Source organism: Leptolyngbya sp. AN02str, assembly GCF_050565595.1.
Taxonomy (GTDB): Bacteria; Cyanobacteriota; Cyanobacteriia; order Elainellales; family Elainellaceae; genus Kaiparowitsia.
Genome location: NZ_JBNXVR010000047.1, coordinates 20,891 through 45,126 on the forward strand (window position 1 = coordinate 20,891; position 24,236 = coordinate 45,126).

23 protein-coding genes are annotated in these 24,236 nt (G+C 50.5%); 10 read left to right on the forward strand and 13 right to left on the reverse strand.

Annotated features, from left to right (window positions below; genetic code table 11):
* Positions 1-127: 127 nt before the first annotated feature.
* Positions 128-517: a VOC family protein gene (locus tag ACQ4M4_RS24510; RefSeq protein WP_430687104.1), complete on the reverse strand. Its 390-nt coding sequence runs from the start codon at positions 515-517 to the stop codon at positions 128-130.
* A 400-nt stretch (positions 518-917) separates the two neighbouring features.
* On the reverse strand, positions 918-1,115 hold the full coding sequence (locus ACQ4M4_RS24515) for a hypothetical protein (protein WP_430687105.1): 198 nt from the start codon (positions 1,113-1,115) through the stop codon (positions 918-920).
* A 285-nt stretch (positions 1,116-1,400) separates the two neighbouring features.
* Between ACQ4M4_RS24515 and ACQ4M4_RS24520 the strand changes: the two genes are divergently transcribed.
* Positions 1,401-3,485, forward strand: coding sequence for an NAD-binding protein (locus tag ACQ4M4_RS24520; protein WP_430687106.1), 2,085 nt, complete (start codon positions 1,401-1,403; stop codon positions 3,483-3,485).
* Positions 3,486-3,551: 66 nt separating this feature from the next.
* Here ACQ4M4_RS24520 and ACQ4M4_RS24525 read toward each other — a convergent pair whose 3' ends face one another.
* The 3 genes from ACQ4M4_RS24525 to ACQ4M4_RS24535 all read right to left on the reverse strand — a co-directional run bounded on the left by ACQ4M4_RS24525 (position 3,552) and on the right by ACQ4M4_RS24535 (position 5,242).
* Positions 3,552-4,043 carry a hypothetical protein gene (locus ACQ4M4_RS24525; RefSeq protein WP_430687107.1) on the reverse strand — a complete coding sequence of 164 codons (492 nt, stop codon included), beginning with the start codon at positions 4,041-4,043 and terminating at the stop codon, positions 3,552-3,554.
* 100 nt (positions 4,044-4,143) lie between these two features.
* On the reverse strand, positions 4,144-4,905 hold the full coding sequence (gene aqpZ / locus ACQ4M4_RS24530) for an aquaporin Z (RefSeq protein WP_430687108.1): 762 nt from the start codon (positions 4,903-4,905) through the stop codon (positions 4,144-4,146).
* Positions 4,906-5,110: 205 nt separating this feature from the next.
* Complete coding sequence (locus ACQ4M4_RS24535) at positions 5,111-5,242, reverse strand: hypothetical protein (protein WP_430687109.1); 132 nt, start codon at positions 5,240-5,242, stop codon at positions 5,111-5,113.
* 106 nt (positions 5,243-5,348) lie between these two features.
* On the opposite strand from ACQ4M4_RS24535, the gene ACQ4M4_RS24540 reads away from it, so the two are divergent.
* The 3 genes from ACQ4M4_RS24540 to ACQ4M4_RS24550 all read left to right on the forward strand — a co-directional run bounded on the left by ACQ4M4_RS24540 (position 5,349) and on the right by ACQ4M4_RS24550 (position 8,152).
* Entirely contained in the window at positions 5,349-6,371 is a 1,023-nt protein-coding gene (locus ACQ4M4_RS24540) for a metal ABC transporter substrate-binding protein (protein WP_430687110.1), read from the forward strand.
* The gene (locus ACQ4M4_RS24545) at positions 6,368-7,105 is read left to right on the forward strand and encodes a metal ABC transporter ATP-binding protein (RefSeq protein ID WP_430687111.1); all 738 of its coding nucleotides are present in this window, start codon (positions 6,368-6,370) and stop codon (positions 7,103-7,105) included. The genes ACQ4M4_RS24540 and ACQ4M4_RS24545 overlap by 4 nt, the downstream gene beginning before the upstream one ends.
* A gap of 180 nt (positions 7,106-7,285) precedes the next feature.
* Positions 7,286-8,152, forward strand: a complete 867-nt coding sequence (locus tag ACQ4M4_RS24550) for a metal ABC transporter permease (RefSeq protein ID WP_430687112.1) — start codon at positions 7,286-7,288, stop codon at positions 8,150-8,152.
* Positions 8,153-8,203: 51 nt separating this feature from the next.
* Here the strand turns inward: ACQ4M4_RS24550 and ACQ4M4_RS24555 are convergent, their stop codons facing one another.
* The 4 genes from ACQ4M4_RS24555 to ACQ4M4_RS24570 all read right to left on the reverse strand — a co-directional run bounded on the left by ACQ4M4_RS24555 (position 8,204) and on the right by ACQ4M4_RS24570 (position 11,484).
* Positions 8,204-8,779 carry a Crp/Fnr family transcriptional regulator gene (locus tag ACQ4M4_RS24555; protein WP_430687113.1) on the reverse strand — a complete coding sequence of 192 codons (576 nt, stop codon included), beginning with the start codon at positions 8,777-8,779 and terminating at the stop codon, positions 8,204-8,206.
* A gap of 54 nt (positions 8,780-8,833) precedes the next feature.
* Positions 8,834-9,592: an alpha/beta fold hydrolase gene (locus ACQ4M4_RS24560; protein ID WP_430687114.1), complete on the reverse strand. Its 759-nt coding sequence runs from the start codon at positions 9,590-9,592 to the stop codon at positions 8,834-8,836.
* 212 nt (positions 9,593-9,804) lie between these two features.
* Positions 9,805-10,317: a flavodoxin FldA gene (gene fldA / locus ACQ4M4_RS24565; protein ID WP_430687115.1), complete on the reverse strand. Its 513-nt coding sequence runs from the start codon at positions 10,315-10,317 to the stop codon at positions 9,805-9,807.
* Positions 10,318-10,455: 138 nt separating this feature from the next.
* A complete protein-coding gene (locus ACQ4M4_RS24570; RefSeq protein WP_430687116.1) occupies positions 10,456-11,484 on the reverse strand; it encodes a chlorophyll a/b binding light-harvesting protein in 1,029 nt (342 codons plus the stop codon).
* Between the two features lie 617 nt (positions 11,485-12,101).
* On the opposite strand from ACQ4M4_RS24570, the gene ACQ4M4_RS24575 reads away from it, so the two are divergent.
* Both ACQ4M4_RS24575 and hppD read left to right on the forward strand, forming a co-directional pair.
* Entirely contained in the window at positions 12,102-12,818 is a 717-nt protein-coding gene (locus tag ACQ4M4_RS24575; RefSeq protein WP_430687117.1) for an SDR family oxidoreductase, read from the forward strand.
* A gap of 49 nt (positions 12,819-12,867) precedes the next feature.
* Positions 12,868-14,013: a 4-hydroxyphenylpyruvate dioxygenase gene (hppD, locus tag ACQ4M4_RS24580; protein WP_430687118.1), complete on the forward strand. Its 1,146-nt coding sequence runs from the start codon at positions 12,868-12,870 to the stop codon at positions 14,011-14,013.
* On the opposite strand, the gene ACQ4M4_RS24585 is transcribed toward hppD, so the two are convergent.
* From ACQ4M4_RS24585 to ACQ4M4_RS24595, 3 genes are all read right to left on the reverse strand, one after another.
* Positions 13,992-14,798 carry an endonuclease domain-containing protein gene (locus tag ACQ4M4_RS24585; protein ID WP_430687119.1) on the reverse strand — a complete coding sequence of 269 codons (807 nt, stop codon included), beginning with the start codon at positions 14,796-14,798 and terminating at the stop codon, positions 13,992-13,994. The two genes, hppD and ACQ4M4_RS24585, sit on opposite strands and share 22 nt — an antisense overlap.
* A gap of 87 nt (positions 14,799-14,885) precedes the next feature.
* Positions 14,886-15,944, reverse strand: coding sequence for a YgfZ/GcvT domain-containing protein (locus ACQ4M4_RS24590; RefSeq protein ID WP_430687120.1), 1,059 nt, complete (start codon positions 15,942-15,944; stop codon positions 14,886-14,888).
* A 66-nt stretch (positions 15,945-16,010) separates the two neighbouring features.
* A complete protein-coding gene (locus ACQ4M4_RS24595; protein ID WP_430687121.1) occupies positions 16,011-16,988 on the reverse strand; it encodes a putative 2-dehydropantoate 2-reductase in 978 nt (325 codons plus the stop codon).
* A gap of 312 nt (positions 16,989-17,300) precedes the next feature.
* On the opposite strand from ACQ4M4_RS24595, the gene ACQ4M4_RS24600 reads away from it, so the two are divergent.
* From ACQ4M4_RS24600 to ACQ4M4_RS24615, 4 genes are all read left to right on the forward strand, one after another.
* The gene (locus tag ACQ4M4_RS24600; RefSeq protein ID WP_430687122.1) at positions 17,301-17,684 is read left to right on the forward strand and encodes a cupin domain-containing protein; all 384 of its coding nucleotides are present in this window, start codon (positions 17,301-17,303) and stop codon (positions 17,682-17,684) included.
* A gap of 146 nt (positions 17,685-17,830) precedes the next feature.
* The gene (locus ACQ4M4_RS24605) at positions 17,831-19,075 is read left to right on the forward strand and encodes a PrsW family intramembrane metalloprotease (RefSeq protein WP_430687123.1); all 1,245 of its coding nucleotides are present in this window, start codon (positions 17,831-17,833) and stop codon (positions 19,073-19,075) included.
* A gap of 366 nt (positions 19,076-19,441) precedes the next feature.
* Positions 19,442-19,702, forward strand: coding sequence for a hypothetical protein (locus ACQ4M4_RS24610; RefSeq protein ID WP_430687124.1), 261 nt, complete (start codon positions 19,442-19,444; stop codon positions 19,700-19,702).
* A 567-nt stretch (positions 19,703-20,269) separates the two neighbouring features.
* The gene (locus tag ACQ4M4_RS24615; protein ID WP_430687125.1) at positions 20,270-20,449 is read left to right on the forward strand and encodes a hypothetical protein; all 180 of its coding nucleotides are present in this window, start codon (positions 20,270-20,272) and stop codon (positions 20,447-20,449) included.
* A gap of 297 nt (positions 20,450-20,746) precedes the next feature.
* Here the strand turns inward: ACQ4M4_RS24615 and ACQ4M4_RS24620 are convergent, their stop codons facing one another.
* Complete coding sequence (locus ACQ4M4_RS24620; protein WP_430687126.1) at positions 20,747-24,154, reverse strand: DEAD/DEAH box helicase; 3,408 nt, start codon at positions 24,152-24,154, stop codon at positions 20,747-20,749.
* Positions 24,155-24,236: the final 82 nt, after the last annotated feature.

The following is a 24,236-nucleotide window of genomic DNA, read 5'->3' on the forward strand; positions in this document are numbered from 1 at the left end:
ACTGAACGTCAGTTTTGGTTAAGAGCTTTTCTAAGGTTTACGCGACGCGCAAACCCTAGAAAAGCCCATTTTTGCGTGCGCGACGAGCACGCAAAAATGGGTGCTTCAGCTTATCCAAACCTCAGATTTACTGAGATTCAAAATAATTGGAAAGCTCCAACAAATTTCCATCTGGATCTCGAAAATAAATTGACCGAATACGGCCTGTGGCTCCCGTGCGCTCGACGATTCCCTCTTCAATGGCAACCCCGCAGTGCTGCACATGGGCGATCGCCTCCTCCAAAGTTAAATGTGTGATGAAGCATAAATCTGCCGAACCAGGTGTTGGATGCCGAGCCTTGGGTTCAAACTCCTGCCTGTAAAGATGTAGGTTAATTTTTTGCTGGCCAAATACAAGAGCTGTACGCCCCTGCCCAAACGTAACCACCTGCATCCCTAACACCCGACCATAAAAATCGCAAGTGGCCGAGATATCCTGCACGGTTAGCACCAAGTGGTCAATCTGAGTGATATGCATCGCGAATGGCTCACAAACACAAGTGTTATCGAGAGGTGCGGCAAAACGCCACCAAAAGCCTTCTCCTCCAACCTGGGAGAACAGGCTACAAGATTGCAGCTTATTACACCTCCTGTCCAAATGGCTTTTGGGGATCATGAATCGTGGGGCCGAGGATCTGCACAACGATTCATGCAGGAGGTCTATTTTGTGTAGGAAATGACAGCAACTATCAACCAATAGGACTCCAGAAGGTTGCTGATGGATTCAACCGTTTTTAGTTGGCAATATCCAACGGAGGTACTCCGTAATTTAGACTCTCAATGATGGATAATCGAACCGTATTCTAAAGCGTTGAAACTACGGGTATTTTCCTTATAGATTGAGCAAATTGGGGCAGAAAAACCAACATGATTCTGCCTTATCGCACAACACGAAACTCGTGTGAGTAAAGGGAGACAACAAAATTGTCGGAGGAAATTTCAATTAACCAGCGATCGCGCATTGGATCCTCTGAAATCTTCTCTCGACCGCAGACCTTTCCAGCTTTTTCAGAAACATAATCTGGAAATAAAATAATAACTTTATCGCCAATTTGAGGAATATCAGGAGTGTACAAGGATTTTAAAAGTCGGCCTTCACCGTACGTATTTTATTTTTGTTAACCAGATCTTAACGTTAAAGGCGAAATATTTTTTAGATATTGCAACAGAATGTTGAGCCATCCCTTCAACAGCTTGCTGGGTTTGACGTTGGAGTCGGCAATGAGTGTTAATCTATGCGGCAGACAGAGCTGGGCAACAGTGTTATATAAGGGGGAGGTTGGACTGCACAATGCGCTGGCTCTATCTTCAACAAAGGCTGCATCTATCTGTGAAATGAATCATTGACGAACTCATTCTCTATGCTCCATCCTCCATCGATAGAGAATATTCAAACCGCTGTTGACTCTTCTCAACCCGTTGTGTCTCAACCTGTCGTGCCGTCTCACTTTTTGGTGTGTGGGTTGGGGCGATTGGGCTATTACTGTGTGACCTCGCTGAAAGAGTTTTCGGTACTGGTGAGTGCGATCGATATTCGTGCGCCAAATCCTGTCGATGCCGAAGCTTTACTGAGGCAACTAGAGTCATTTTGGGAGGGGGACTGTCGCCAAGCCGTTTACCTGGAGCAAACTCAAATTCAGCGCTATCGAGCGGTGATGTTGGTAACCAGCGATGAACGAGTCAATATTGAGGCGGCGTTTGCGGTTCGATCGCTCAACCCCCATGTGCGACTGGTCGTCCGCTCTGCCAAAGAAAGCCTGAACGAGCTACTAAGCAAACAGTTGGGTAACTTTGTCGCATTTGAGGCCACGCAGCTTCCGACTCACGCCTTTGCGATCGCCGCTCTGGGCAACGAGAATCAGGGATTTATCGACCTGGATGGGCACTTGCTGCGGGTTGTGCAGCAAACCGTAACGCCTCAACATCGCTGGTGCGATCGCCGTTTTTTGCACGAACTCAACACCACCATGACCCGGATGCTGAGCCACCGGGCAGGCGGCACCACCACCGCCATGGAAGTGTTTAACTGGGATCCCAATGCGCGGGTTCGGATGGGAGACACCCTCACCTATGTCGAACTCAGCGATCGCCTGAATCAGCCGATGGTGCGTACCGAGGCAGCGGCTCCAGGCTCCGAACCCTCACCGTATTCCAAGTCGATGTGGCAGCGTGTGCAAAGTGCCGTAACTCCGCTGCGGATGCACCGCTGGCTGCAACACCTATGGCACGCCACCGAGCAGCAGCAGACCAAGCGCGTAGCGCTGGTGGTGGGGGTGTTGATTGTGCTGCTATTGCTGGTGGGCACGGTGGTTTTACACTTTGCCATTCCCAATACCACCTTTGCCGACTCGCTCTACATGAGTGCGATGCTCCTGCTCGACTCGTACGATGCGTTGTTAAGTTTGACGGGCGATCGCGACACGATTCCCGGTTGGCTGCAGGTGTTGCATGTGTGTTTTGCCCTGGCGGGTACCGCGTCGATTGGCGTGTTGTACGCGCTGTTGACTGAAAGTTTGCTAGCGGCTAAGTTTCAGCTTCCGCAAAAGCGACAACCCTTACCCAAAGCCGATCATATTGTTGTCGTTGGGTTAGGGCGTGTGGGCAAGCGCGTCGCCTCATTTTTAGAATCGCTCCAGGAAGAGGTGGTTGGGGTGCACTCCGATATGCTTGAAGCGGGTGTGTTACCTCAATTACCGATTGTGATTGGAAACCCAACCGTGGCGATCGCCAAGGTCAACTTATCCACGGCACGCGGCATCGTTTTATGTACCGAAGACGAAATCGACAATTTGGAACTTGCCATGATGGCCAATTCCATCAACCCCAATTTACGAGTGGTGATCCGCACCTATGATCCTCGATTTAGCCAGAATATGGATCGCGTGATGCCCTTTGCCAATGTGCTGTGTGCTTACGAGCTAGCGGCCGAAGCCTTTGTTGCTGCTGCCTTTGGCGAAAATGTGTTGTCGCTATTTCGGCTGAATGAGCAAACCATTATTGTGACAGAGTACTTTATTGAACAAGGCGATACCTTAAATGGACTGCTGCTTTCGGAGGTAGCCTATGGCTATCGCGTGGTGCCCTTGCTCCACAGCCGCAAGGACGATAATGTGCGGCTGATGCCGTCGGATGATGTGCGCCTGCATCAAGGCGATCGCATGGTGGTATTGGCTAGTAGCGAGGGGTTGCAGCGCATTGAACGGGGCGATCGCCTCCAGCCAACGTGGTGGGTACAAGTAGAGCGGGCGTTTTCCAAAGATGCTCACTTCGAGGGAGCCACCACCATTGCGCGGGTTGCGGGTTGTGCATTGCAACCTGCACGCGATGTGATGGAGCACATACCCACCCAAGTGCCCGTTCCGATGTACCACCATCAAGCTATTCGCATGGTGCGCGAACTCCACAAAGTTGGAGTGACTGCCAAGCTAATGCCCGAGGCTGATTAATGGCTTAGACAAGTCCAATAGACCAATCCAGCAGACGCGTTAAAGATACACGTTCGCCTCAGAGGGTTAAATCTCCAGGCCCAGAGCCGATCGCAGCTGATGCAAGGTCTCTTGTTCGTGCTCGCCAACGGATTTGGGTTGATGGGGGCGAGTGGGCCGATGAGAGCGTGGAGTCTCCGCAGTTGCCTGGGCTACCTGTTCCGCCAGGGAATAGCAAAGCGTTTGGTAATCGGTAAGCTCAGCGGGCGATCGCTCCTGCAATAGTGCGATCGCTGCGTGGCATAGGGTAATGGCTTGCTGCAATGCGGCGGCGGGCGTTGTTCCCAAATCTTGCGGTTGGATACTCACAGGCTGATCGTTCGCCGTAAACAGCGCATGAATTAGCTCATGGGCAGGAAAGCGATCGCTCGCCGTTGCTAAAGCTTGCCCCAAAGTTGATCCCTCCGATGCCGAAGAAAACACCCCTAGCTCACTCATGGCCACCGCATAGCCACAGGCCACCGGGGCGATCGCCAGCGTTTTCCATTCGGCATCGGTGTAGTGTTGGCGAGTCGTCATGGTGCGTCCTTTTCCTATCGAGCATGACCGACAGACACAAAAAAAGGGCAACCTGCCCTTGTGATACCTTAGCAAATTGGTTGATGCAGAAGGTTAGACGCTACACCTCTGGCGATCGCAGCGTTTCTACCCCTTGAGGTTCTTCCAATGCTTCAAACACGAGGTTGTAAACAAATCCAGCCAACACCGCACCCACAATCGGAGCCAACCAGAACAGCCACACCTGGCTAAACAGGCTAGCACCTGCAAACAAAGCGACCCCCGTGCTGCGAGCAGGGTTTACCGATGTGTTGGTGATTGGAATGCTAATCAAGTGAATCAGGGTAAGTGCCAAACCAATGGCAGCAGGAGCAAAGCCTTTGGGAGCGCGCACATCCGTCACACCCAAAATCACCATCAAAAACATAAACGTCATCACAATTTCAGCGAGCAGAGCGGCAGCCAAACCATAACCACCGGGCGAATGCTCACCAAAACCATTCGTCGCCAAAGGATTGGAGCCAGCCAGTTCAAACCCAGCCCGACCCGTTGCAATTAAATAAATCAAACCGCCAGCCAAAATTGCACCCAATACCTGAGCCACAATGTAAGGCAGCAATTGGCTAGAAGGAAACCGCTTGCCTGCCCACAACCCAAACGAAACAGCTGGGTTAAAGTGACCACCCGAAATGTGACCCAATGCATAGGCCCCGGTAAACACCGTCAAGCCAAAGGCCAGAGAAACCCCCAGCAAACCGATTCCTAGCGGATTGGTATCTGTATCGTAGGGGAAACCCGCAGCAAATACAGCACTACCGCACCCACCTAAAACCAACCAAAAAGTGCCGATAAACTCGGCAAGCAACTTTTTAGACAACGGCATATTTTCTAAGAACTTTTTTTTAGAGAGTGTTTACACGCTGAAGCTACAGGACAAATATAAGGATTTGATGAGGAGAACGATAAATAAAACTGTATTCTTTGCGACAAAATAAAACTCGAAGATAAACCGAACTTATCAAAATTCCCAGAGACCTTCTGCATTAATCGTTCTTCAGCTTTACCGGGAGACGATTCATGGCCTCGCTCTACCTGCGCTCTACAAAGAATGCAACCAGGGGATGACGATTTAACCCGGTAACCATGAGGGAATAGGGAGGATAGCGAACAATATCAGAACCCAGGGGATCATGGAGAACCCAGGGGAATATGGGCGACATCGCGATTCTCTACCCTTAGCGTTATCTTGCAAATCTTACTGGGGTTGAATTTCATATTCCTTTCATTTTTGCAGCCACATCCGATAGAATCAAAAATGAAAAGATTATGAAACGCCGATATATGCCGATTCACCCTTTTCTTTCTTATTTACCCCACGTTGGCATTCGGCTGGCGATCGCCCCAGTTTTGTCGGTTTTGGTGACTGGTCTGTGGCTTGGCGGCTGTACCAACTCTGCAACAGCTCCCACATCGAACTCTGAAGCAGCGGTGGAATCTGCTGCCAGTGTTGACGCAGCGGCCCAGGGCAAGCCCATTGTGCTGACCACGTTTACGGTGTTGGCCGATATCGCCCAAAATGTTGCGGGCGATCGCGCAGTGGTGCAATCGCTCACCCGTCCTGGGGTTGAAATTCATGACTACGAACCTACCCCAAGCGATTTGGTGAGGGCGCAGCAGGCTGATCTCATTTTGGACAACGGCATGGGGCTAGAACGCTGGGCCGAGCGGTTTTATGGCAGTGTCAAAGATGTGCCTCGGGTGACGGTGACCGAAGGAATCGATGCAATTCCTATTTCGGAAGGGCCTTATCGCGATCGCCCCAACCCCCATGCGTGGATGTCGCCTCAAAATGCGCTGATCTATGTTGACAATATTCGGGCAGCGCTATCCGAACTAGATCCCGATCATGCGGATGTATACGCTGCCAACGCCGCCGCCTACCGCGACCGAATTCTTGCAATTGATGAAACCCTGCGAGCTGCATTGGCCAAATTGCCAGAGAGCGATCGCTTTATTGTGACCTGCGAAGGTGCTTTTACTTACCTGGCCCAAAACTATGGATTGCAGGAAATTTACCTATGGGCTATTAACTCCGACCAGCAGGGTACACCGCAGCAAATTCGTCGGGCGATTGATACTGTCAAAGCGAATCAGGTTCCCGTCGTGTTTTGTGAAAGCACGGTGAATGCTGGAGCCCAGCAGCAGGTCGCTCAGGAGTCTGGGGCCAAGTTTGGGGGCGTTTTCTATGTCGATTCGCTAACTGCAGCCCAAGGTGACGCGCCAACCTATCTCAAGCTGCTGGAATACAACGTCAACACATTAATTCAAGGCCTTCAGGAGGGTTCATGATGCACGCACCGAGCGTTCAAGTTGAGGATGTGACCGTTGCTTATAACGGCAAGGTGGCGCTTCATGGAGCCAGTTTGAAGCTATATCCCGGCTCGATTGTGGGCTTGGTTGGCATGAATGGCAGCGGCAAATCTACGCTGTTCAAAGCCATTATGGGATTTGTTGCCCCCCAAACGGGCCGAGTGCTGATTAATGGATTGCCGTTGCGGCGGGCTCAGCAGCAAAACCTGGTGGCGTATGTGCCTCAGTCCGAAGATGTGGATTGGAACTTTCCGGTGGATGTGTGGGATGTGGTCATGATGGGTCGCTATGGCCACATGAATCTGCTCCGCATTCCCAAACGGGGCGATCGCCACATTGTGGATGACAGCATCAACCAAGTGCAAATGACCTCGTTTAAACACCGACAAATTGGGGAGTTGTCAGGTGGACAGAAAAAGCGCGCATTTTTGGCACGAGCGATCGCACAACAGGCTCCCGTTTTGCTATTGGATGAACCCTTTAGTGGAGTCGATATTAAAACCGAAAAGGCCATGATTGAACTGTTGATTGCATTGCGCGATCGCGGTCACACCATTCTTATTTCCACCCACGATCTGGCATCTATTTCAACATTTTGCGATCAGGTCGTGTTTATCAATCAAACGATTTTGGCCTACGGGCCGACTGCTGAGGTGTTTACCCAAGAGAACCTTAACCGCACTTTCGGTGGCATTGCACCCAAAATTGCTTAAATTATCGAGTTGACTCAGACGAAAATTTTTCGTGCTATTTATCTTCACTTTTACCGCTGTCGCCAGTGTCGTTAAGGCAGGGCCAGTTTTGAGAACAGCCTTGCTACTCCCAAAGCTGGCCTCATCAAAATGGCGATCGCCATCTCTCTACCTATCTATCATTTTGAGTGCGGTACCAACATGTTGCAAATGATTCAGCAGTGGTTCTTAGAACCATTACAGTATGAATTCATGGTTAAGGCGATATTGGTGAGTGCCTTTATCGGTATTGTGTGCTCGGTACTATCCTGTTATATGACACTGAAAGGATGGGCACTAATGGGCGATGCTGTGTCGCACTCGGTAATGCCCGGTGTCGTATTAGCCTACATTCTCAATATTCCATTTGCGATCGGAGCGTTTGTTTTTGGAGTTGGCTCGGTTCTAGCGATTGGCTTCATTCAAGCAAAAACTCGTATCAAAGAAGATACGGTGATTGGGCTAGTCTTTACAGGTTTTTTTGCATTAGGGCTGGTTCTCATTTCCAAAACTCCTAGCAATGTGGATCTCATGCACATTTTGTTTGGCAATGTGTTGGGCATTCCCAATGCAGAGATTGTACAAACGGTGTTGATTGGAGCGATCGCACTCATCACGATTTTGATCCTCCGCAAAGACCTGTTGCTATTTTGCTTTGATCCAACCCATGCGCAATCCATTGGCTTGAATATTACTGCTCTGTATTATATTTTGCTGACATTGCTATCGCTCACAATTGTGGTTGCATTGCAGGCGGTTGGTGTCGTTTTAGTTGTGGCATTGTTAGTCACACCTGGAGCAACTGCGTATCTGTTGAGCGATCGCTTCAATCATATGATGGTCATTTCGGTTATTTGTGGCATTTGCTCTTGCGTTCTTGGAACCTTTATTAGCTTTCACTTAGATGCATCCACTGGAGGATGCATCGTCTTGGTACAAACGCTGCTCTTTATGCTGACGATGATTTTGGCTCCCAAGCATGGTCTGCTTGCTCGAATGTGGCATCGTCCAATCTTGTCTGGAGAATAGCTGAAATACCCTTCGCTTCACAGTTAGCAATCTACTAACGGATCTCGGTCTTCACGACTCACATATCTCTACACCCAGCAACATGTAGCGATGCCGCCGATAGGTTACCTCTCCTCGGCTATACAGTCGTTTAATCAGGCGCGAAACGGTAACCCGAGTACTGCCAATTGCATCGGCAATATCTTGATGGGTGAGAGGCATGTCGATGAGGGTGCCTTGGGGCATGGGGCATCCATACTGTGTTGCCAACCATTGCAAAAATGCCAACAGACGCAGCTCAACCCTTTTCTGGTGGAGAATGCGAACTAATCCCTGGTTTTGCTGAAGTTGCGCCATCAAAATTTCATGTTGATTCAAATTATTTAAGTTGACTGGAGTTGCCTCAACCGGGGTCAAGCATTCAATAAAACAAGGCTGATTGGTCCCTCCAAAATGCCCTACGATATCGCCCGCCCGCCACAGTCCCAAAGTGGCGATCGCATCCTGGTCATCCTGTGCAAACATGCGGACATAGCCAGAATGGAGCTGCCAAGCATGGGTGCGATCGGTTGGCAAATACTCACGTCGGCCAAACCTTCGGGTTGAAAATCGAACCGCAGATGAAAAGACATGATTGAGAGTCGCCATGGTGACTGTTCAACTCCTGTAATGTGGGTGAATTGATGAGGTTGGGGTAAAGGGTTACGAACCGATTGCGATCGCCGAACGGCAGTATGCTGACTGAATAGATTGCCAAAAACTTTGCATATGGCAAGCCGTGAGTTCAGGCCGAAAGTAGTGAAAAAAGTGACCCTCATTAGCACACAGCCACAGGCGAGAGGTCATGCAAGCGACCGAGGTGGAAAAGAGCGATCGCCATCCTTCCATTTCATGGGGCGAGAGCACTCCATCTATCTGACCACCACACACTAACAGCGGCACCGATACCGACACCGGAGCCATGGATACCACGTGATACAGCGTATGGGGCGACAAACTCGTATTGAGATCCGCATCCAGTAACTCGATCACGCGTTGACCCACAAGGCGACTCCAATCGCCAAATAGCAATTTCCCCATTTGCGCTAACAACAGCTCGCGGGCGCAGTGAAACCGTCGTCGGTTGTTGTAGTAATGCGCTTGCCAATCAATGAGTGGATGAATTCCTACAGACAAGAGAGTGAGCGATCGCACCTTCTCTGGAAACTTTTGAGCATACAGCAACCCCAGCGTTCCACTAGTACTGTGCCCAACTAAATGGACGGGCTCATCCCAACTAGAGAGATACCGATGCAAAACCTCGAGTGCATCCTCCAGCGAATTCGCCTCATCTTGATTGTGCACATACTCCCAAAACGCGACCAAGGATTGATGGGATAGTTGCTTCATGACAGGATGGTGAAACCGGGCTAACGCCGGACTCACATTTAACCAAACCACATCTGGAATCTTATCAATCAAGGGCTGATCCTCTGGTTTTAATACGAAATACACAACACAACAAACAAAAGAGGACATATTTAGGACTGACGCACGTCATCCGAAAAACTAGGGGATTGAATGATGTTTGGGGTGCTCAGCGCTCCAAACATCATTCAACTGCGTAAGTCCTGATCTTGTGAAATCAAGACAATTCAGATTTCACAAGATGTTTATCGACAAGCTGTTATCAGCTAAATGCCAAATTCTTGCTTAACTTGAGCCACCCAGGCTGCAATGCGTTCATCGGTCAGTTCTGCTTGGTTATCTTCGTCCAATGCCAAACCAACGAACTTACCGTTTTTAACCGCTTTCGATTCGTTAAAGTCATAGCCATCAACGGGCCAGTAGCCAACCGTTTTGCCACCTAGCTGCGAAATTTTTTCTTCCAAAATGCCCATTGCATCCTGGAAATTGTCGGCATATCCAACCTGATCGCCCGCCCCAAAATACGCTACCTTTTTGCCGTTAAACGCGATCGCATCCAGCTCATCATAAAAACCTTCCCAATCTGATTGCAGTTCGCCAATATTCCAGGTTGGACAACCGATGATGATGCATTCATACTCATCAAAGTTACTGGGTTCTGCATCGGCAATGTCGTAAACCGTGACAACACTATCTCCACCCATTTGCTGTTGAATTGTTTCTGCAATGGTTTGAGTGTTTCCGGTTTGGGTTCCAAAAAAGAGCGCAATCTTTGCCATAGGTCATCCGTAATTCGTATCTTGTCAAGTTCTCGTCAATTTGGGAAAACGTCGTGCAGCCATCCAAAACAACGTATGGGGAGCGTGATGGATGGGCCGAGTTGTGAGGCCCATCCAGTTTTAGATGGCTAGCAGGGCTTAGCCTTCAACCGCGCTGAGCATTTTTTCAACGCGCTTAAAGTCAAACCCCATCGCTCGCAGTGCGTGCCAGAGATGGCCCTGCAGGAAAAAGAACGCCAGGAAAAAGTGGGCATTGGCCAGCCAGCAGCGAGAGGTGTGGGCACCCATGGGTAGGTCTACCGTATCGGCAAAATAAGGCGATACTCCCAGCTTGACCTGCAAAGCTGGGCCATAAAACTCCACAGGGTAGGCCAATGTATTGACTGCACAAAAGTAAGCTGCCACAAATCCAGCGAGCGCAATGCCACCGAGGGAGTAAGAAAGAATTGCCTCGCCCGAGAAGGTGAGCACCCGCTTTGCCCAGGCCAGAGGCGGCACCAGAATGTGCCAAATACCGCCAGCAATGAGCAACGCAGCCACATAAATGTGCCCACCTACCAGATCTTCTAGATTGTCAACACTGGCGAAGTGGGTTTGGTAGCCGTAGATAACCAGGGGATCGAGCGTTGGATTCGTCACAACGCGCACCGCCTGGATTGTGGCATCGTAGAGGCCACCCCACCACATGGCTTTACCCACCAGCAGCAGCGCACCCAGCCCCAGCAGCAGCAAATGGTGACCCAAGATCAGGCCCAGTTGCTTTGGATCATCCCAGCTAAAGTGAAACTTGCGGGCTTGTCCTTTTGCGGTGCTGAGATCTTCGGGAGCCTTGAAGGTGTGGAACAGGGCTCCTGCCCCCAACACAGCCGAAGAAATTAAATGCAGCGCGCCAATGACAAAGTAAGGATAGGTATCCACAACTTGCCCTCCATCCCCCACGCCAAAGCCAAGCGTGGCTAAATGGGGCAACAAGATGAGTCCCTGTTCACCCATGGGCAAGGTGGGATCGTACCAGGACATTTCAAATAAGGTAAACGCGCCAGCCCAAAAGGTGATGAGCGCCGCTTGGGCCACATGAGCAGCAATAAAAAGGCCAGAGAGGTTTGCGAAGCGAGCATTGCCTGCCCACCATTCATAGGAAATTTTGGGATTATCGTAAGTTTGCATGCTATCTCCTTCCAGATGTGACGGTATGGAACGAAGGAGATGTGCTCTACCCTGTCGGGCGCGATCGCCCAATCATTGGCAGCACAAATAACGCTGCGATCGCCCAATCGCAATGCAGCAACAGTTAATACAATCGGCAGAAAACTCAACAGGTGACGCGGCTAATGCCTACGCAATCTTGCCGAGGGCAAGAACCAACTCGACAACATTCTCTCCTCTCAATCGGTGATGAAACATTCGTTCCGTACCTGCACCATAGCTTAGCAGGAAATCTCTAACTTATTGAGAATTAGTTGCATTAAATTAGGTCAGTTTTTTTGATGGAAGATGAATCCAGATCTCAAAAAAACATATCGTTGGGAGCCGACTCTTTGTGCTCAACAGCCTGCTGTGGCTAGAAGTCCGATCAGTTTTCTCGATAAATTGAGGGTGCAGTCAATTTTTTTATTTTTTTGGGAGTGTGATGATGGACTCCATCTACCCGCCCTTGCATTTGAGATAAAGTTTCATTTGATGAGGGGACGAGTGTCAAGTTCGCAAAAATCTCCCAAATCCTATAGGTTGCTGCTTTTTGGAATGTGCGTATGATCAAGAAAAGAATGTAACAAATTGTAAATATGCGCGACAAAGTCATTGTCATTGTGGGAGCTACGGGAGGAATTGGGATGGCTCTGGCCCACAAGCTGGCATCTATGGGGGCAATCTTGGTGCTTGCCGCCCGCCGCCCAATTCCCCTTGCAACCTTGGCCGAAGAGTTGTCTGCCTTGGGGGCCACAAACGTTGTGGCAATTCCCACCGATATTACCGATTCGGCTCAAGCGATCGCGCTTATGCAACAGACGGTGGCCCAGTTTGGCAAGCTAGATGTATTGGTCAACAGCGCCGGGGCTGGTGTGCTCAAGCAATATCAAAAGCTAGAGCCATCTGACCTGGATCGAATGTTGGACTTAAACCTGAAGGGCAGTTTTTACACTTGCCAAGCGGCTGCCGAGGTGATGAAAGAGCATAAGTCCGGCCACATTTGCAATGTAGTTGGCATTTTGGGCAAGCATCCCATGGCGATGGCAGCTGCGTATTGTGCGTCGAAGTTTGGCGTGGTGGGATTTAGCAAGTGCATGGCTGATGAGCTGAAGCGGTTTGGGGTGAAGTTTACGCTGTTCTACTTTGGTGGAATTGACTCGCCCTTTTGGGACAATGTCAGTCTGAAGGTAGATCGTAGTAAAATGCTACGCCCAGAAACGGCGGCAGATGCTATTCTGTTTGCGATCTCGGCTGAACCACAGGCCATTCCGTTGGAGGTGAACATTCAGCCCGAGAGTCACGTCTTTCTTTAAAGGGCTGGGTGCTTCAAACCTTGGCGATGTTGGTTCAGGGAACGAACGGATGGAAATTGACCACGTTCACTTTTACGTCCACGATGCGGCGTCAATACGAGATTGGTTTGTTGAAAAGATGGGGTTTCGTGCGATCGCGCTGCATAGCCCCGTTCAGCATCACACGCAAACAGCGTTTGTGTGTCGAGGGTCGATCAAGATCCTCCTATCGTCTGCCATTGCTGATACCAGTCCGGTTGCGCGCTATCTCACCCACCATCCCCCGGGAGTGGTGGATGTTGCATTTCGGATCCAGGCGATCGCCCCTGTACTAGCCAAGGCCATGCAGCATGGCGCTTTGTGCATCAGTCCGTTGCAACAGCAGGGTCGCACTCAATGGTGCGCGATCGCTGGGTGGGATGGGTTTCAGCATACGTTGATACAAGGCAACGACACGAAGGTGATTCCCAGTGGTGAATGGTTGTTTACCTATCATTCCGAATTGGAAGATCACGTCTGCTGCGAAGACCTTGATACATCGGTGAACTGGTCACAGGACAGAATTGATCACGCGGTCCTGAACGTAGTTGCCGGACAGATGGAAGCGGCTGTGCAATGGTATTGTGCCCATTTGGGTTTTTTGGCGCAGCAACAGTTTACGATTCAAACACGACATTCTGGATTATGCAGTCGGGTCTTGGTTCACCCCCACGGAACGGCTCAACTCCCCATCAATGAGCCCACATCTGCCAACTCGCAAATTCAGGAATTTTTAGATTACAACCACGGGGCTGGTATTCAACATATTGCCATTCAAACTTCCGATGCGATCGCCACGATTGCAGAATTACGGCAACGGGGTCTCGCGTTTTTATCGGTTCCTTCTAGCTATTACGAACAGCTGATTCAAAGGGCTCAGGGTCGCCTTTCTCAAGAATTTATTCATGCGATCGCTCAGCACCATATTTTGATTGATTGGCAGCCAAACAATCCTCAGGCAATGCTGTTGCAGGCGTTTACTCAGCCAATCTTTGACGAACCAACTTTCTTTTTTGAAGTGATTGAACGCAAGGTTTATGTTGAAGATCATCAACCAAAACAAGCGAAGGGGTTTGGGGAAGGAAACTTTCGGGCTTTGTTTGAGGCGATGGAACATGAACAGCTGAAGCGGGCGATCGCGCCGTTGTCCGCGCCCTACAGCACAAACGCATCGTAGCGGCACGTGGGACAGCAAACATAGTGCCCCTGCCAGCGAATTGGGCCTTCTCCACATTGCGGACAATAGAATGTGAATTGAGAGGTGACTGAAAACTTGGGCTGTTTTTGTCTACCTGAGCGTTCATGAATAGATTCTGCTTGGTTTGCCTGCTGTTTCTGTTTTGAGCGCTGTCTTAAATGAAGTTTTGCATTAGCGAATATATCTTGTGCTTGTTCATGCAATCCTTCAGTTAGGTTGCTTAAATATTGTTCTCGGTCATGGTGCGCTGCAAAGTTTGTGGCTTCTGCTTGTGTCCAGCGGCGTTCTGGCTTTAGCGTTGGCACATTTCGAAACGGGTTCATGATGTAGCTATTGCCAGTGATGTGGGCGATCGCGCTAGCGACGGTTTTGCAGCAGCTTGCGGGCGATCGCACCACTTGTCGCTCACTAAACCGAATCACCACCCACCCCGCAGCCAAAAACCACTGATTGCGAGCGCGATCTTTTGGGCAACCAAGGTAGTGCAAGGGTTTGCGCGACACGTGGGCATAGGGTTCATCCACCTCAATATCCATAAAGAGATGCTGCTCCCCATCAACATAGGCAAAATCTGGCCGATAGGGCTGACGAAACCCAGGACGGTGCAGCTCTAGCCCCGTTTGGATCTTGCCGGGAAAAAATTGCCACAAATCCCGCTCAAACTGATGTTCGGCATGGCCTCTTGCTGGATTAAGACTAAGCCCTGCCGGGGCGATCGCGATCGCAGCAGGGTCTGGAAACAAAACCGTTGGAAAAGCATCCATCAACCCGTCCGTTCCCCTTAACGTCATTTCAATTTGCCGATCTTTGGCTCATCCACGCGGCAAGGCGGTTAGGATTCGCCCGTGGGCTTAAGGGTACTCGTGGCTCACAAAGGGAAGGGCAACCAAGCTGCCTGCAACTCCTTCCACCTCAACTTGTGTTTGGGCGAGTTCAATGGCCTTGGTGCGAATATAAGCCAACCCGACATAGCCCTCAGAGACTGCAACACAGCTAGTGAGCTTCCCAATTTTGTCTTCTCCCGATGTGATAACACTTCCAGGCTCTACAATTGTGGGAAGCTGAATGCCCCACAGTTGCTGTTTAACGCCACGGTAAGTTTGCAGTCGTGCGATCGTTTCTTGTCCAATGTAGCAACCTTTTTGAAAGGAAATGGTGCTCCACAGTCCTGCCTCAAGCGGGTTATAGTCTTCTGTCAATTCTTGACCTGGAACGGGCCGACCTTGGATGACTCGCAGTTGGTTCCACGCTTGCTCGCCCAAGGGAACTGCTCCCAGACTGGCTAGGCTTTTCCATACGGTGGCTGCATGCTCAATCTGAGTGATCAAGGTGTAGCCTGCGATCGCCAATCCGCTTCCCACTGCAATTCTCACCTCTATTCCGTTTAAGCTGACGAGTTGATGCGTTCCATATGGTTGATCTTTTAGTGGGTCAATTCCCAGACGATTCACCAATGCTTCACTTTCAGGCCCAATCAAGCGAAAGGTGGTGGTGGTGGGAGTCTGATTTTCTAGTTTCACTTTGTCTGCAAAAAAGATGAACCGATCCATCCATTTGATCAGATCTTTGTCCTTGTCTGGAGAGACCAACAAGAGCACAGCATCTTCCAAAATGTAAGCGGTTGTCAGATCAATTGTGCGTGCGGTTGGCGTTACAAAAACTGTGTCGCAACCTTCTCCAGGCTGTCGTTGCTCAAAGGCATTGGTGGATTGATTGTGCAAAAAACGTAGGCGATCGCTATCCGACACCAAAATGCGCCCCCAATGAGAAGCATCGTACACAGCAACGCCCCTCTGTGCTGCCTGTCGTGCCGCCTCATCATTCCCAAAGCTTATGGGAATTTGCATCGCTCCCCGTTCTGCAAAGGTGGCTCCTAACTCGGCTTGTGCTTCTTGTAATGCTTGTGTCATGGCGATCGCGCTCCTCTTGTCCTTCTGTCTCAAGTATCGCGCACGGTGGCCGCTTGGTTGTGCCCCTCACGCTGGCGAAATCGGAGCCACACCCCGATTTCGCGCATCCAAAAACCGAAGTTGGTGATACAACATAGCAATCTTGGGCAATGCAACGCCACCCTGCGCCGCCACCCGCAGCGGATTGCCATACATCGTTTCTACCTCCAATGGCCGACGCTCATCATAGTCAATTTTCATACTGGTTCGGTAGGGCTTCATGTTTGCGGTGTGCTCTAGCATGTCATCCAAAAAACTAGGAGGGATGTGGCGACTCTGAGTTTTTGCGCCTAAGGCGACTTCCTGCATCAACTCTTCTGCAAGATGATAGGTATCCCCATGAGTCATCATTTGATCTGTCGTTGCGTTTAGCACAACCGATAGCCCGTTAAAGGGAATATTCCATATCAGCTTTTTCCATCGGGCCAGTACCAAGTCATCCGACAACTCAATGGGAATTCCAGCCTGCTCAAAATCGGCTGCGATGTGCCGGAGGCGAGGCGTAATACCGATGGGCTGGCCATTCGCTCCATACACCCCCATGGTGATCTTTTTGTAATCTAAATGGTGGATATGGCCTGGCCCAACTTTGTTGGAGCAAAGAAAGCACAATCCCCCAATTACGCAATCCGCACCCACAATTGCAGCCACCTCATCTTCAACCTGGAGTCCATTTTGTAGCACCAAAACTGTATTTTGGGCATCCATTAAAGCTGGTAATAGCTTGGGCAGCACGTGGTTTTGTGTGGTCTTTAGCGCAATCACAACTACATCACACTTGGGCATGGTTTCTGGTGTGTGATGAGCATAGACAGAAGGCAGCCTAAAGTTTCCATCGGGCGATTCGATGATTAGCCCATGCTGCCGCACATGCTCGTAATCGCTGCGGAGTAAGTAGTGAACTTCTAAGCCTGCTTGCTGTAAGCGCGCACCGTAGAATCCACCCAGGGCTCCCGTTCCAATGATGGCATAGCGCAGGGGAGCAGCAGATTCTAGAGTCGTCATTACCAATTGTCCTTCGTTCAAAAAAATCGAGGAGGATCATGAGGATTGAAAGCATGTCCTAGCCCATCAAAAATGGTACATTACATCCGCTCCCTCCTTGGTCACGTGCTGTGGTCGCATCTTGACAGGCCGTACGCAGTTGAATGATGGTTGGAGCGTTGAGCGCTCCAACCATCATTCAATCCCCTGGTTTTTCGGATGACGTGTGTAAGTCCTAATTGATTCGAGACTTGTCTAATTCAGGGCTTGTCTGATTCAGGAACCTTGGGGGAATGGTCATCAGCGTCTTAATTACCTAAGTGAGCTATTGGTATGTTGATTCGGAATCTGCTGGATTGCCCTGAATTTAAAGCTGGCGACAATACGCTGTTGCGAGAGCTATTTCATCCCGATAAGCAGGCGATCGCCCTGCAATACAGTTTTGCCCATGCCACGGTACCTGTTGGCAAAACCTCGACTCCCCATGCCCTCAAAACGTCGGAAGTTTATTACATTCTCAGCGGTGAAGGCAAAATGCATATTCAGGATGAAGTGCAACTGGTGAAACCCGGAGACGGCATTTACATTCCTCCCCATGCCCGACAATTTATCGAAAATATTGGCACAGAGCCCTTGATGTTTATCTGCATTGTGGATCCTGCATGGCAGCCCGAAGACGAAATTGTTTACGCATCGTCTGAGCAAGATCAGCGCTGAAGCACTCAGCCATCACCACTACCCATTCAAGAATGCAGGCCGCAGATGTCAACGGCTTAGGAACAAATCGAACTCCAACGATATATTCCTTGTTCAAGGCAACAGGGATAAAATGCTGACGATGAGATCACACAAGGCTTTGAACTATGACTCAATCCAATCGCGATCGCCTATTTTACGGATCTCCCTTAAAACGCAATGCCCTAGCCATCATTGTGTTGAGCGTTTTGGTATTGGCTCTGGTTTTGGCTTTCTTTAACTTATTGGCAGCGCTTGCCGCATTTAAGCCAGAAGCCGTCACTGTGTTCTTTCAAGCGTTGTTGTTGTCATCCCTCTTAAGCCTTGTTCCGATTGCAGTTCTTTGGTATCTCGATCGGCGCGAACGAGAATCTCCCTTGGCGATGCTCACCGCTTTTTTGTGGGGAGGGGTTATTGCCACCGGGCTATCTCTTCCCATTAACTCAGCGATAATTCTCTCCATTCAACATTGGTTAACCACGAACCCAACGATTGGCGCTGTGTTGGGATCTCAAGCGGCATTGCTGCTGGGGGCTCCCCTGGCGGGTCCCTTGGTAGAAGAAACCATTAAGGGATTGGGCATTTTGGCGCTGCTGCTAATTTTGAGCGCCGAGTTTGACAACATGCGGGACGGGTTCATTTATGGAGCACTAGTTGGGATTGGTTTTAATTGTTTGGAATCTGCTCTGTATGTGGCTCAAAGTTTTGCGGCTTTTGACTTTGCGCCTTGGGGGTTGCAGTTGGGGGCACGCTACTCACTGTTTGGCTTATCGGGCCATGCGTTGTTTAGTGGTTTGCTGGGGTTGTTTTTGGGCTGGGCTATTCAAACAACCCAAGGGTGGTTGCGCATCTTGGCCCCTATCGTGGGATGGATATTGGCGATCGCGGCTCATGCATTAAGTAATGCATTGCCACTGCTGTTTACGCTGGCTGGGGCACAGATCGAACAACCCACCTCAACCGAGGCCATGACTCCGCCCAACCCATCCTTTTTGGAGGCGTTTTTACAGCGCAGCGTGTTAGACCTAGTGCTGTTTGTGCCTTTTTGGGCCTTAATTGCCCTTCTGCTCTGGCGTAGCGGCATTTGGGAGCGCAACGTCATTCGGGAAGAGTTGCGTGCCGAAGTGGATACGGCTGTAACCCCTGAAGAGTATGAACTCATCCGTCGGGATGGCATTTTTCAAACCCGGCGCATTCAAGGGGCCAATCGTCGGTTGGCGGAGGCACTCATCAACGCGCAAAATGAGCTGGCATTTCGCAAACACCATGTTCGTAAAATGGGCAAAGATCCAAACGCCGATCCCTTGGTGCAGGGCTGGCGCGAGGAGGTCAATATGATTCGAGGTGAACTCAACCGAACGAAGCTCGCTTAGCTTGCTGTAGTTTGAACTGAAACGTCGGTTAAAGCAGGTATGAATACGCTTGACCAATGTGTGTTTTTGACGGGCGTTTTCAACGTTTGATTGCAAGATGGGAACAAAATCGGCGATCGCTCTTCTGAATTAACCAGGGTGAATCAAACGAATTGCCACCAGATGAGTCGCAATTTAGTCCATTTGGGTGAGTTGTCTGGTTGGAATATTAAGCTAATGTTGGGCTTGGAATCGAGCGATAAAGCCGAGATGAAGAATGTTGATGCCGGTTAAACCTGGTACAAAACTTTACGGAATTTGTCGCTAATTTTTTGGATAGGAAGAAGTAGATAACTTTTTTGAGAGACTTTCACGTTGGATAAGGCCATGTATCTTTCTAACAGTTCTGAGGTATGCATGATGGAACATTGCAGCGTCGCCTACGGCTGGAAAGGGAAAGGCTGGAATCAGGAAATTACTTGGTTGCGGATGCAAGGTCAAGAAGTTTTGGAATGGCGTGGAAAGCGCTGGCCTGACTTTTTAAGCCAAATGACGGCTGAGCGGTGGAGCTTGGTTGCTGCCGCCGATTTGAACGATGATGCGGTGAATGAAAATAGCGTTGTGGCTTACTTTAAGCGGGCAGCCTAACGAGGATTTTGATTGGGTTCCTAAAGCGATCTATGTGAGGACATATCACCGCTCAGTCATGACTTAAGCTGGCCTTGGATCGAGTGATGGTGGTGTAATAATCAATCAATTTTTAGGACAACTAGGGCGCAAATGCATATCCCCGTTGGATGAGTTTTCCATCTTCCTAATGGGTGAAGGCAGCGATCGCTCGTATCAATTACTATTAGGTGTAGGTGAAATGATGGTATGTTGAGCTGTGCGCTGTTTCTGATACGCCAAGCCACTACAGGTCATTTCTCGTATCACTTGTGAACATAGGGCATCCTATCGCTGTATTGCTAATCTTTGCGCAGTTTATTGAGCCTGTGCCATTCAGAGCGATTGCCCAATTCGCAAATTAAACCTGGTTTTATTGAAGGCTTAATCTTATTAGGTCAGTCTAGAGTCATGTCGCGATCGCATGTGATCGGGCAATTCCTTTTCCAGGTTCTTCGATTCGGCAGAATGGCTTTCACGGTTCTCGCCAATAGTGGCCCCGTGCTGCAACCTGCCTCTACCCATTTGTAACATTGCAACCTTAACCCTATGACACGCAATCATCATCCGTCTCAATCAACGACAAAGCGGTTTTTGCCTACTCGGCGCGAGCTAATTGACTATTTGAAGGCAAAGGGCAAAAATCCAGATGCCCTAACCCGCATGAACACGTGGGAGCAAATTCAGCTCACGAGCGAATATCAGCAAACGGTTCAAACGGCTCAATAAAGTTCGATGAACCCGTATTTTTTCTCTAAAACCGCGATTCTAAAAAAACGCGATCGCCTCTGTAATCCATCTGCTCATCCCGATATCCTGCTCAGTTTTTGATTGGGTTGATGTGGTGTGAATCGAAAGATGAATGCAAAGCTTATGGGTACACGTATAGGTACAAGTAGGCTAAGACAGCTTTCCAGTTCACAGAGCAGTCCTACAGATGCGATCGCTTTGCAAATCCTTGCAGACATGACCCTTGCTAAACGCTGGAGAATACCACATGCTTGGGAAAGGTGTGGGTGAAAGCGTTTAGGGTGAGTCATCAATAACGGCTGCACGATCCAGCAGCAAGAGATCTCGTAGCGCTTCGGTATCTAGTTCGGTTAGCCAATTTTCGCCCGTTCCAACAATATTTTCGGCAAGCGCTTTTTTACTCTCGATCAGTTCATTAATGCGTTCTTCGAGCGTGCCTGTACATACAAACTTGTGCACTTGCACATTGCGGGTTTGCCCGATACGAAAGGCTCGGTCTGTCGCTTGGTTTTCGACAGCAGGGTTCCACCAGCGATCAAAGTGAAAGACGTGATTGGCGCGAGTGAGATTGAGGCCAACCCCACCCGCTTTAAGCGACAGAATAAAAATGCGGGGTCCCTGCGGATCATTTTGGAAGCGATCCACCATTTCTTCTCGCTGTTTTTGGCTGGTGTTGCCGTACAGAAATAGCACTTCGCGGCCAAACTGCTGTTGCAAATAGGTCTGCATCCAGGTGCCCCAGGTTGCAAACTGAGTAAAGACCAGCGTGCGATCGCCTTCCGAAAGCACCTCTTCTAGCATTTCTGTTAACCGCTGTAGCTTACCCGACTTTGCTAAAAATGCCGCTGGTTGAGCCAACACATCAGCCAGGTTTTGCTTGTCGCGCTTCCCTTTTTTACTGGCTTTGGGACTGGGGGAATCGGCTGAGGAGTCTTCATCCTCATCGCTGGCAATTCCCACCAAGTCGGGATGATTGCACACCTGCTTGAGCCGCGTCAGCAAGGCCAAAATTTTGCCGCGCCGCTGAATGCCTTCCGCAGCTTCAATATCTTCCAGGGCCTGGTCAACCAAGCCCTGGTATATCGCAGCCTGGTCAGCTGTTAGCCCGCAGAAAACTGACATTTCCTGCTTTTCGGGGAGATCTTGAATGATAGTGCGATCGGTTTTGAGACGGCGCAAAATAAACGGCTGCACGAGCGATCGCAGGGTTTTAAGCGAAGCGGTGTCTCCGTAGCGCTCAATGGGCATGGCAAACCGTCGCTGAAAAAAGTTGCGTGGCCCTAAATAGCCGGGATTCAAGAAATCCATAATGGACCACAGTTCCGACAGGCGATTTTCAACCGGGGTTCCAGTCAGCGCGATCCGAAAATCCGCCTCTAGTTGCCGTACCACTTGCGACTGGCGTGCTTCGGGATTTTTAATATTCTGCGCTTCATCTAGCACAATGCCCTGCCAGCCCACACTCTTCAGCGATTCCTCGTCGCGATACACCAGCGCATAGCTGGTAATGAGCAAATCCACCGACTTGGCTACTTTGGCAAAGGCTTTGCCCTGCGATCGCTTGTCGCCATGGTGCACCAACACCCGCAGACTAGGCCCAAACCGCTTCACCTCGCGCTCCCAGTTGCCCAGCACCGAGGTGGGACACACCAGCAAAATTGGCTTCTCCAAAGCCTCTTGCTCTTGTAAATGCAGCATGAGTGCAATAAATTGCACCGTCTTACCCAACCCCATGTCATCCGCTAAGCAAGCTCCTAAGCCCCACTGCTGTAAAAACGACATCCACGCAGCACCCCGCTGTTGATAGGGGCGGAGTTCTCCGGTGAATCCATGAGGAGTGGACAATGGCTCAATGCTTTGGTTGCCCTGAGTCAGCGCTTGAATCAAATCTTGCAGCGCTCCCGATGCTTCAAAGCTGAGCACGGGTAGCTTTTCAATTGTTTGCGTGTCGCCGGTGCTAATGCGCAGGGCATCTTCAAGCGACAGGCTCATCTGGTCTTTGCGGGTTTCAAAAAATGCTTGCGCCGCTTTAATATCCTGCGATCGCAGTTCTACCCATTCGCCGTTGATGTTCACCAATGGCGTATTGAGCTTGACCAGGCGATTGAACTCAGCCTTGCTCAAGCGTTGCCCACCAATCGTCAGCTCCCATCGAAAGTTGAGCAAACTCTTAAGCCCCAAACCCTTCGTCGATTTGGGTGGCTCTGCTTGAATGCTAAGCCCCAGCCGCGTTGCCCAACCCCCTTCGGTGGCGAGGCTGGGCGGCAGCACGACCCCAATGCCGCTATCTCGCAGGCGGCTGGCTGTGGATTTGATGAAGTCGTATACCTGGAGCGGATCGATCGCACAGGTTTCTGGCTGTTGCACCTCCAAACTGGATTCCAGCATGGGGTACAAACGGGATGCAAGGCCCAAGCCGGCCAGCAGTGTTTCCTGGGGTTGCTCGATGGTTCGCCCTTGAACGGTGAGCTGTTCCACCGGATTTTGCCAAAGGGTGTGGGCTTTCACCACAACATCGGGGTCATCGTTGGCTTGTAGGCCAAATTCGAGCTGCCAGTTGGTTTGGTTAGGGAGTGGCGGATTGAGAATGAGGCAGGTGCGAAATGAGTTGAACTGTTGCGACAGCTGTCGCTGAAACGGGGCTTGCCATTGGTCAATTAAAGACGTTAAGCGCTCGATCAGTAACGGTTCTGCTGCGATCGCCGAGTCAGTTTCCAAATGATGCAACCAAGCGAGCAAAACCGATTCCTGTGACAGCGGCAGTTTGGGCAAGGATTGATTGGCGATCGCGCCCCGCACCTGAGCATCCACACTTGTGTTTAGGAAGTCGAGCAGCAGCGTGCGGGCAGGCATGAGAGGGGCTGCTAAGTCGGGTTGAGCGATCGCCCCATAGGCACAGCAGGCAGGCGGCATCTGTTTCACAAACTGCTGGAGCCGTTCTTGATCGGTACTGCTGTCGAGCAGCACTTGCCAAATGGAATGGGCCGCCGACTCGTGCTCCCGCAGCCCTGGCAAAAATCGCGATCGTGCAATTAGGTCCAAGCTCCACCGGGCCGCATGAGACCAAAACCGCAAATCACTGCCCATAAACGAATCGGCCTCGGAGCCAACCGCGAGGGGCAACGAGTTGAGCAGAGCGATCGCCTCCAACGGTTGCAACACCATGCAGTTCACCTGCCAGGGGCGCAGCTCTACCGGATGCTCATCCGCTTCTTCATCTGCCAAGCGCACCGAGTAATGGGGTAGCAGGGTGACTTTTTTGGTGCGCCGCTTGCCCTCAATGCGGGTGGTGGGTACCGCAAACGGTAGCGCGATCCACCGTTGAATTGCGCTTGAAGCGTTCGCAGGTTCGGCTTTGCGTTCTAGCGTGGCGGTTTTTCCACGCTGATTGGCTTGGGCAGCAGTAGGAGCTTCGAGCGGTACATCTGCCACGCTCCACTGAATTTGGTGGGCATGGTGGAGCGATCGCAGCCATTCCATCAGTTCCGGCTGTGCCATGGCGTAGGGCAGCGGTTGCACCTCATCAGGCAGTTGGCTCATCGGCTCTACCCGCCGCCATACTTCCCCCCAAAGCACAAACGCCCCCGTTTGGGACAACGGCCAAGGTGCATCTGCCAAGGCTGGATCGACAGCGACAGAGTGCATCTGGGATAGAGAAATCCAGCTACCGTGTAGTAGTGCCATGCCAATGTGAACGCAACGAGCAGGACTAAGGTATCGGGCAAGACTGGACAAGCAAAGCTCATCACTACCTGCCTAAAAAGCC

Excerpts from the sequence above, each read along its gene's own strand:
- ACQ4M4_RS24615 (WP_430687125.1), top strand. The coding sequence starts at position 20,270 with ATGACACGCAATCATCATCCGTCTCAATCAACGACAAAGCGGTTTTTG.
- ACQ4M4_RS24550 (WP_430687112.1), top strand. The coding sequence starts at position 7,286 with ATGTTGCAAATGATTCAGCAGTGGTTCTTAGAACCATTACAGTATGAA.
- ACQ4M4_RS24585 (WP_430687119.1), bottom strand. The coding sequence starts at position 14,798 with ATGGATGCTTTTCCAACGGTTTTGTTTCCAGACCCTGCTGCGATCGCG.
- ACQ4M4_RS24520 (WP_430687106.1), top strand. The coding sequence starts at position 1,401 with ATGCTCCATCCTCCATCGATAGAGAATATTCAAACCGCTGTTGACTCT.
- ACQ4M4_RS24575 (WP_430687117.1), top strand. The coding sequence starts at position 12,102 with ATGCGCGACAAAGTCATTGTCATTGTGGGAGCTACGGGAGGAATTGGG.
- ACQ4M4_RS24555 (WP_430687113.1), bottom strand. The coding sequence starts at position 8,779 with ATGGCGACTCTCAATCATGTCTTTTCATCTGCGGTTCGATTTTCAACC.
- ACQ4M4_RS24525 (WP_430687107.1), bottom strand. The coding sequence starts at position 4,043 with ATGACGACTCGCCAACACTACACCGATGCCGAATGGAAAACGCTGGCG.
- ACQ4M4_RS24545 (WP_430687111.1), top strand. The coding sequence starts at position 6,368 with ATGATGCACGCACCGAGCGTTCAAGTTGAGGATGTGACCGTTGCTTAT.
- ACQ4M4_RS24610 (WP_430687124.1), top strand. The coding sequence starts at position 19,442 with ATGTATCTTTCTAACAGTTCTGAGGTATGCATGATGGAACATTGCAGC.
- ACQ4M4_RS24600 (WP_430687122.1), top strand. The coding sequence starts at position 17,301 with ATGTTGATTCGGAATCTGCTGGATTGCCCTGAATTTAAAGCTGGCGAC.
- ACQ4M4_RS24510 (WP_430687104.1), bottom strand. The coding sequence starts at position 517 with ATGCATATCACTCAGATTGACCACTTGGTGCTAACCGTGCAGGATATC.
- ACQ4M4_RS24540 (WP_430687110.1), top strand. The coding sequence starts at position 5,349 with ATGAAACGCCGATATATGCCGATTCACCCTTTTCTTTCTTATTTACCC.
- ACQ4M4_RS24590 (WP_430687120.1), bottom strand. The coding sequence starts at position 15,944 with ATGACACAAGCATTACAAGAAGCACAAGCCGAGTTAGGAGCCACCTTT.
- ACQ4M4_RS24535 (WP_430687109.1), bottom strand. The coding sequence starts at position 5,242 with ATGTCGCCCATATTCCCCTGGGTTCTCCATGATCCCCTGGGTTCTGAT.
- ACQ4M4_RS24595 (WP_430687121.1), bottom strand. The coding sequence starts at position 16,988 with ATGACGACTCTAGAATCTGCTGCTCCCCTGCGCTATGCCATCATTGGA.
- fldA (WP_430687115.1), bottom strand. The coding sequence starts at position 10,317 with ATGGCAAAGATTGCGCTCTTTTTTGGAACCCAAACCGGAAACACTCAA.
- ACQ4M4_RS24605 (WP_430687123.1), top strand. The coding sequence starts at position 17,831 with ATGACTCAATCCAATCGCGATCGCCTATTTTACGGATCTCCCTTAAAA.
- aqpZ (WP_430687108.1), bottom strand. The coding sequence starts at position 4,905 with ATGCCGTTGTCTAAAAAGTTGCTTGCCGAGTTTATCGGCACTTTTTGG.
- ACQ4M4_RS24570 (WP_430687116.1), bottom strand. The coding sequence starts at position 11,484 with ATGCAAACTTACGATAATCCCAAAATTTCCTATGAATGGTGGGCAGGC.
- ACQ4M4_RS24620 (WP_430687126.1), bottom strand. The coding sequence starts at position 24,154 with ATGGCACTACTACACGGTAGCTGGATTTCTCTATCCCAGATGCACTCT.
- hppD (WP_430687118.1), top strand. The coding sequence starts at position 12,868 with ATGGAAATTGACCACGTTCACTTTTACGTCCACGATGCGGCGTCAATA.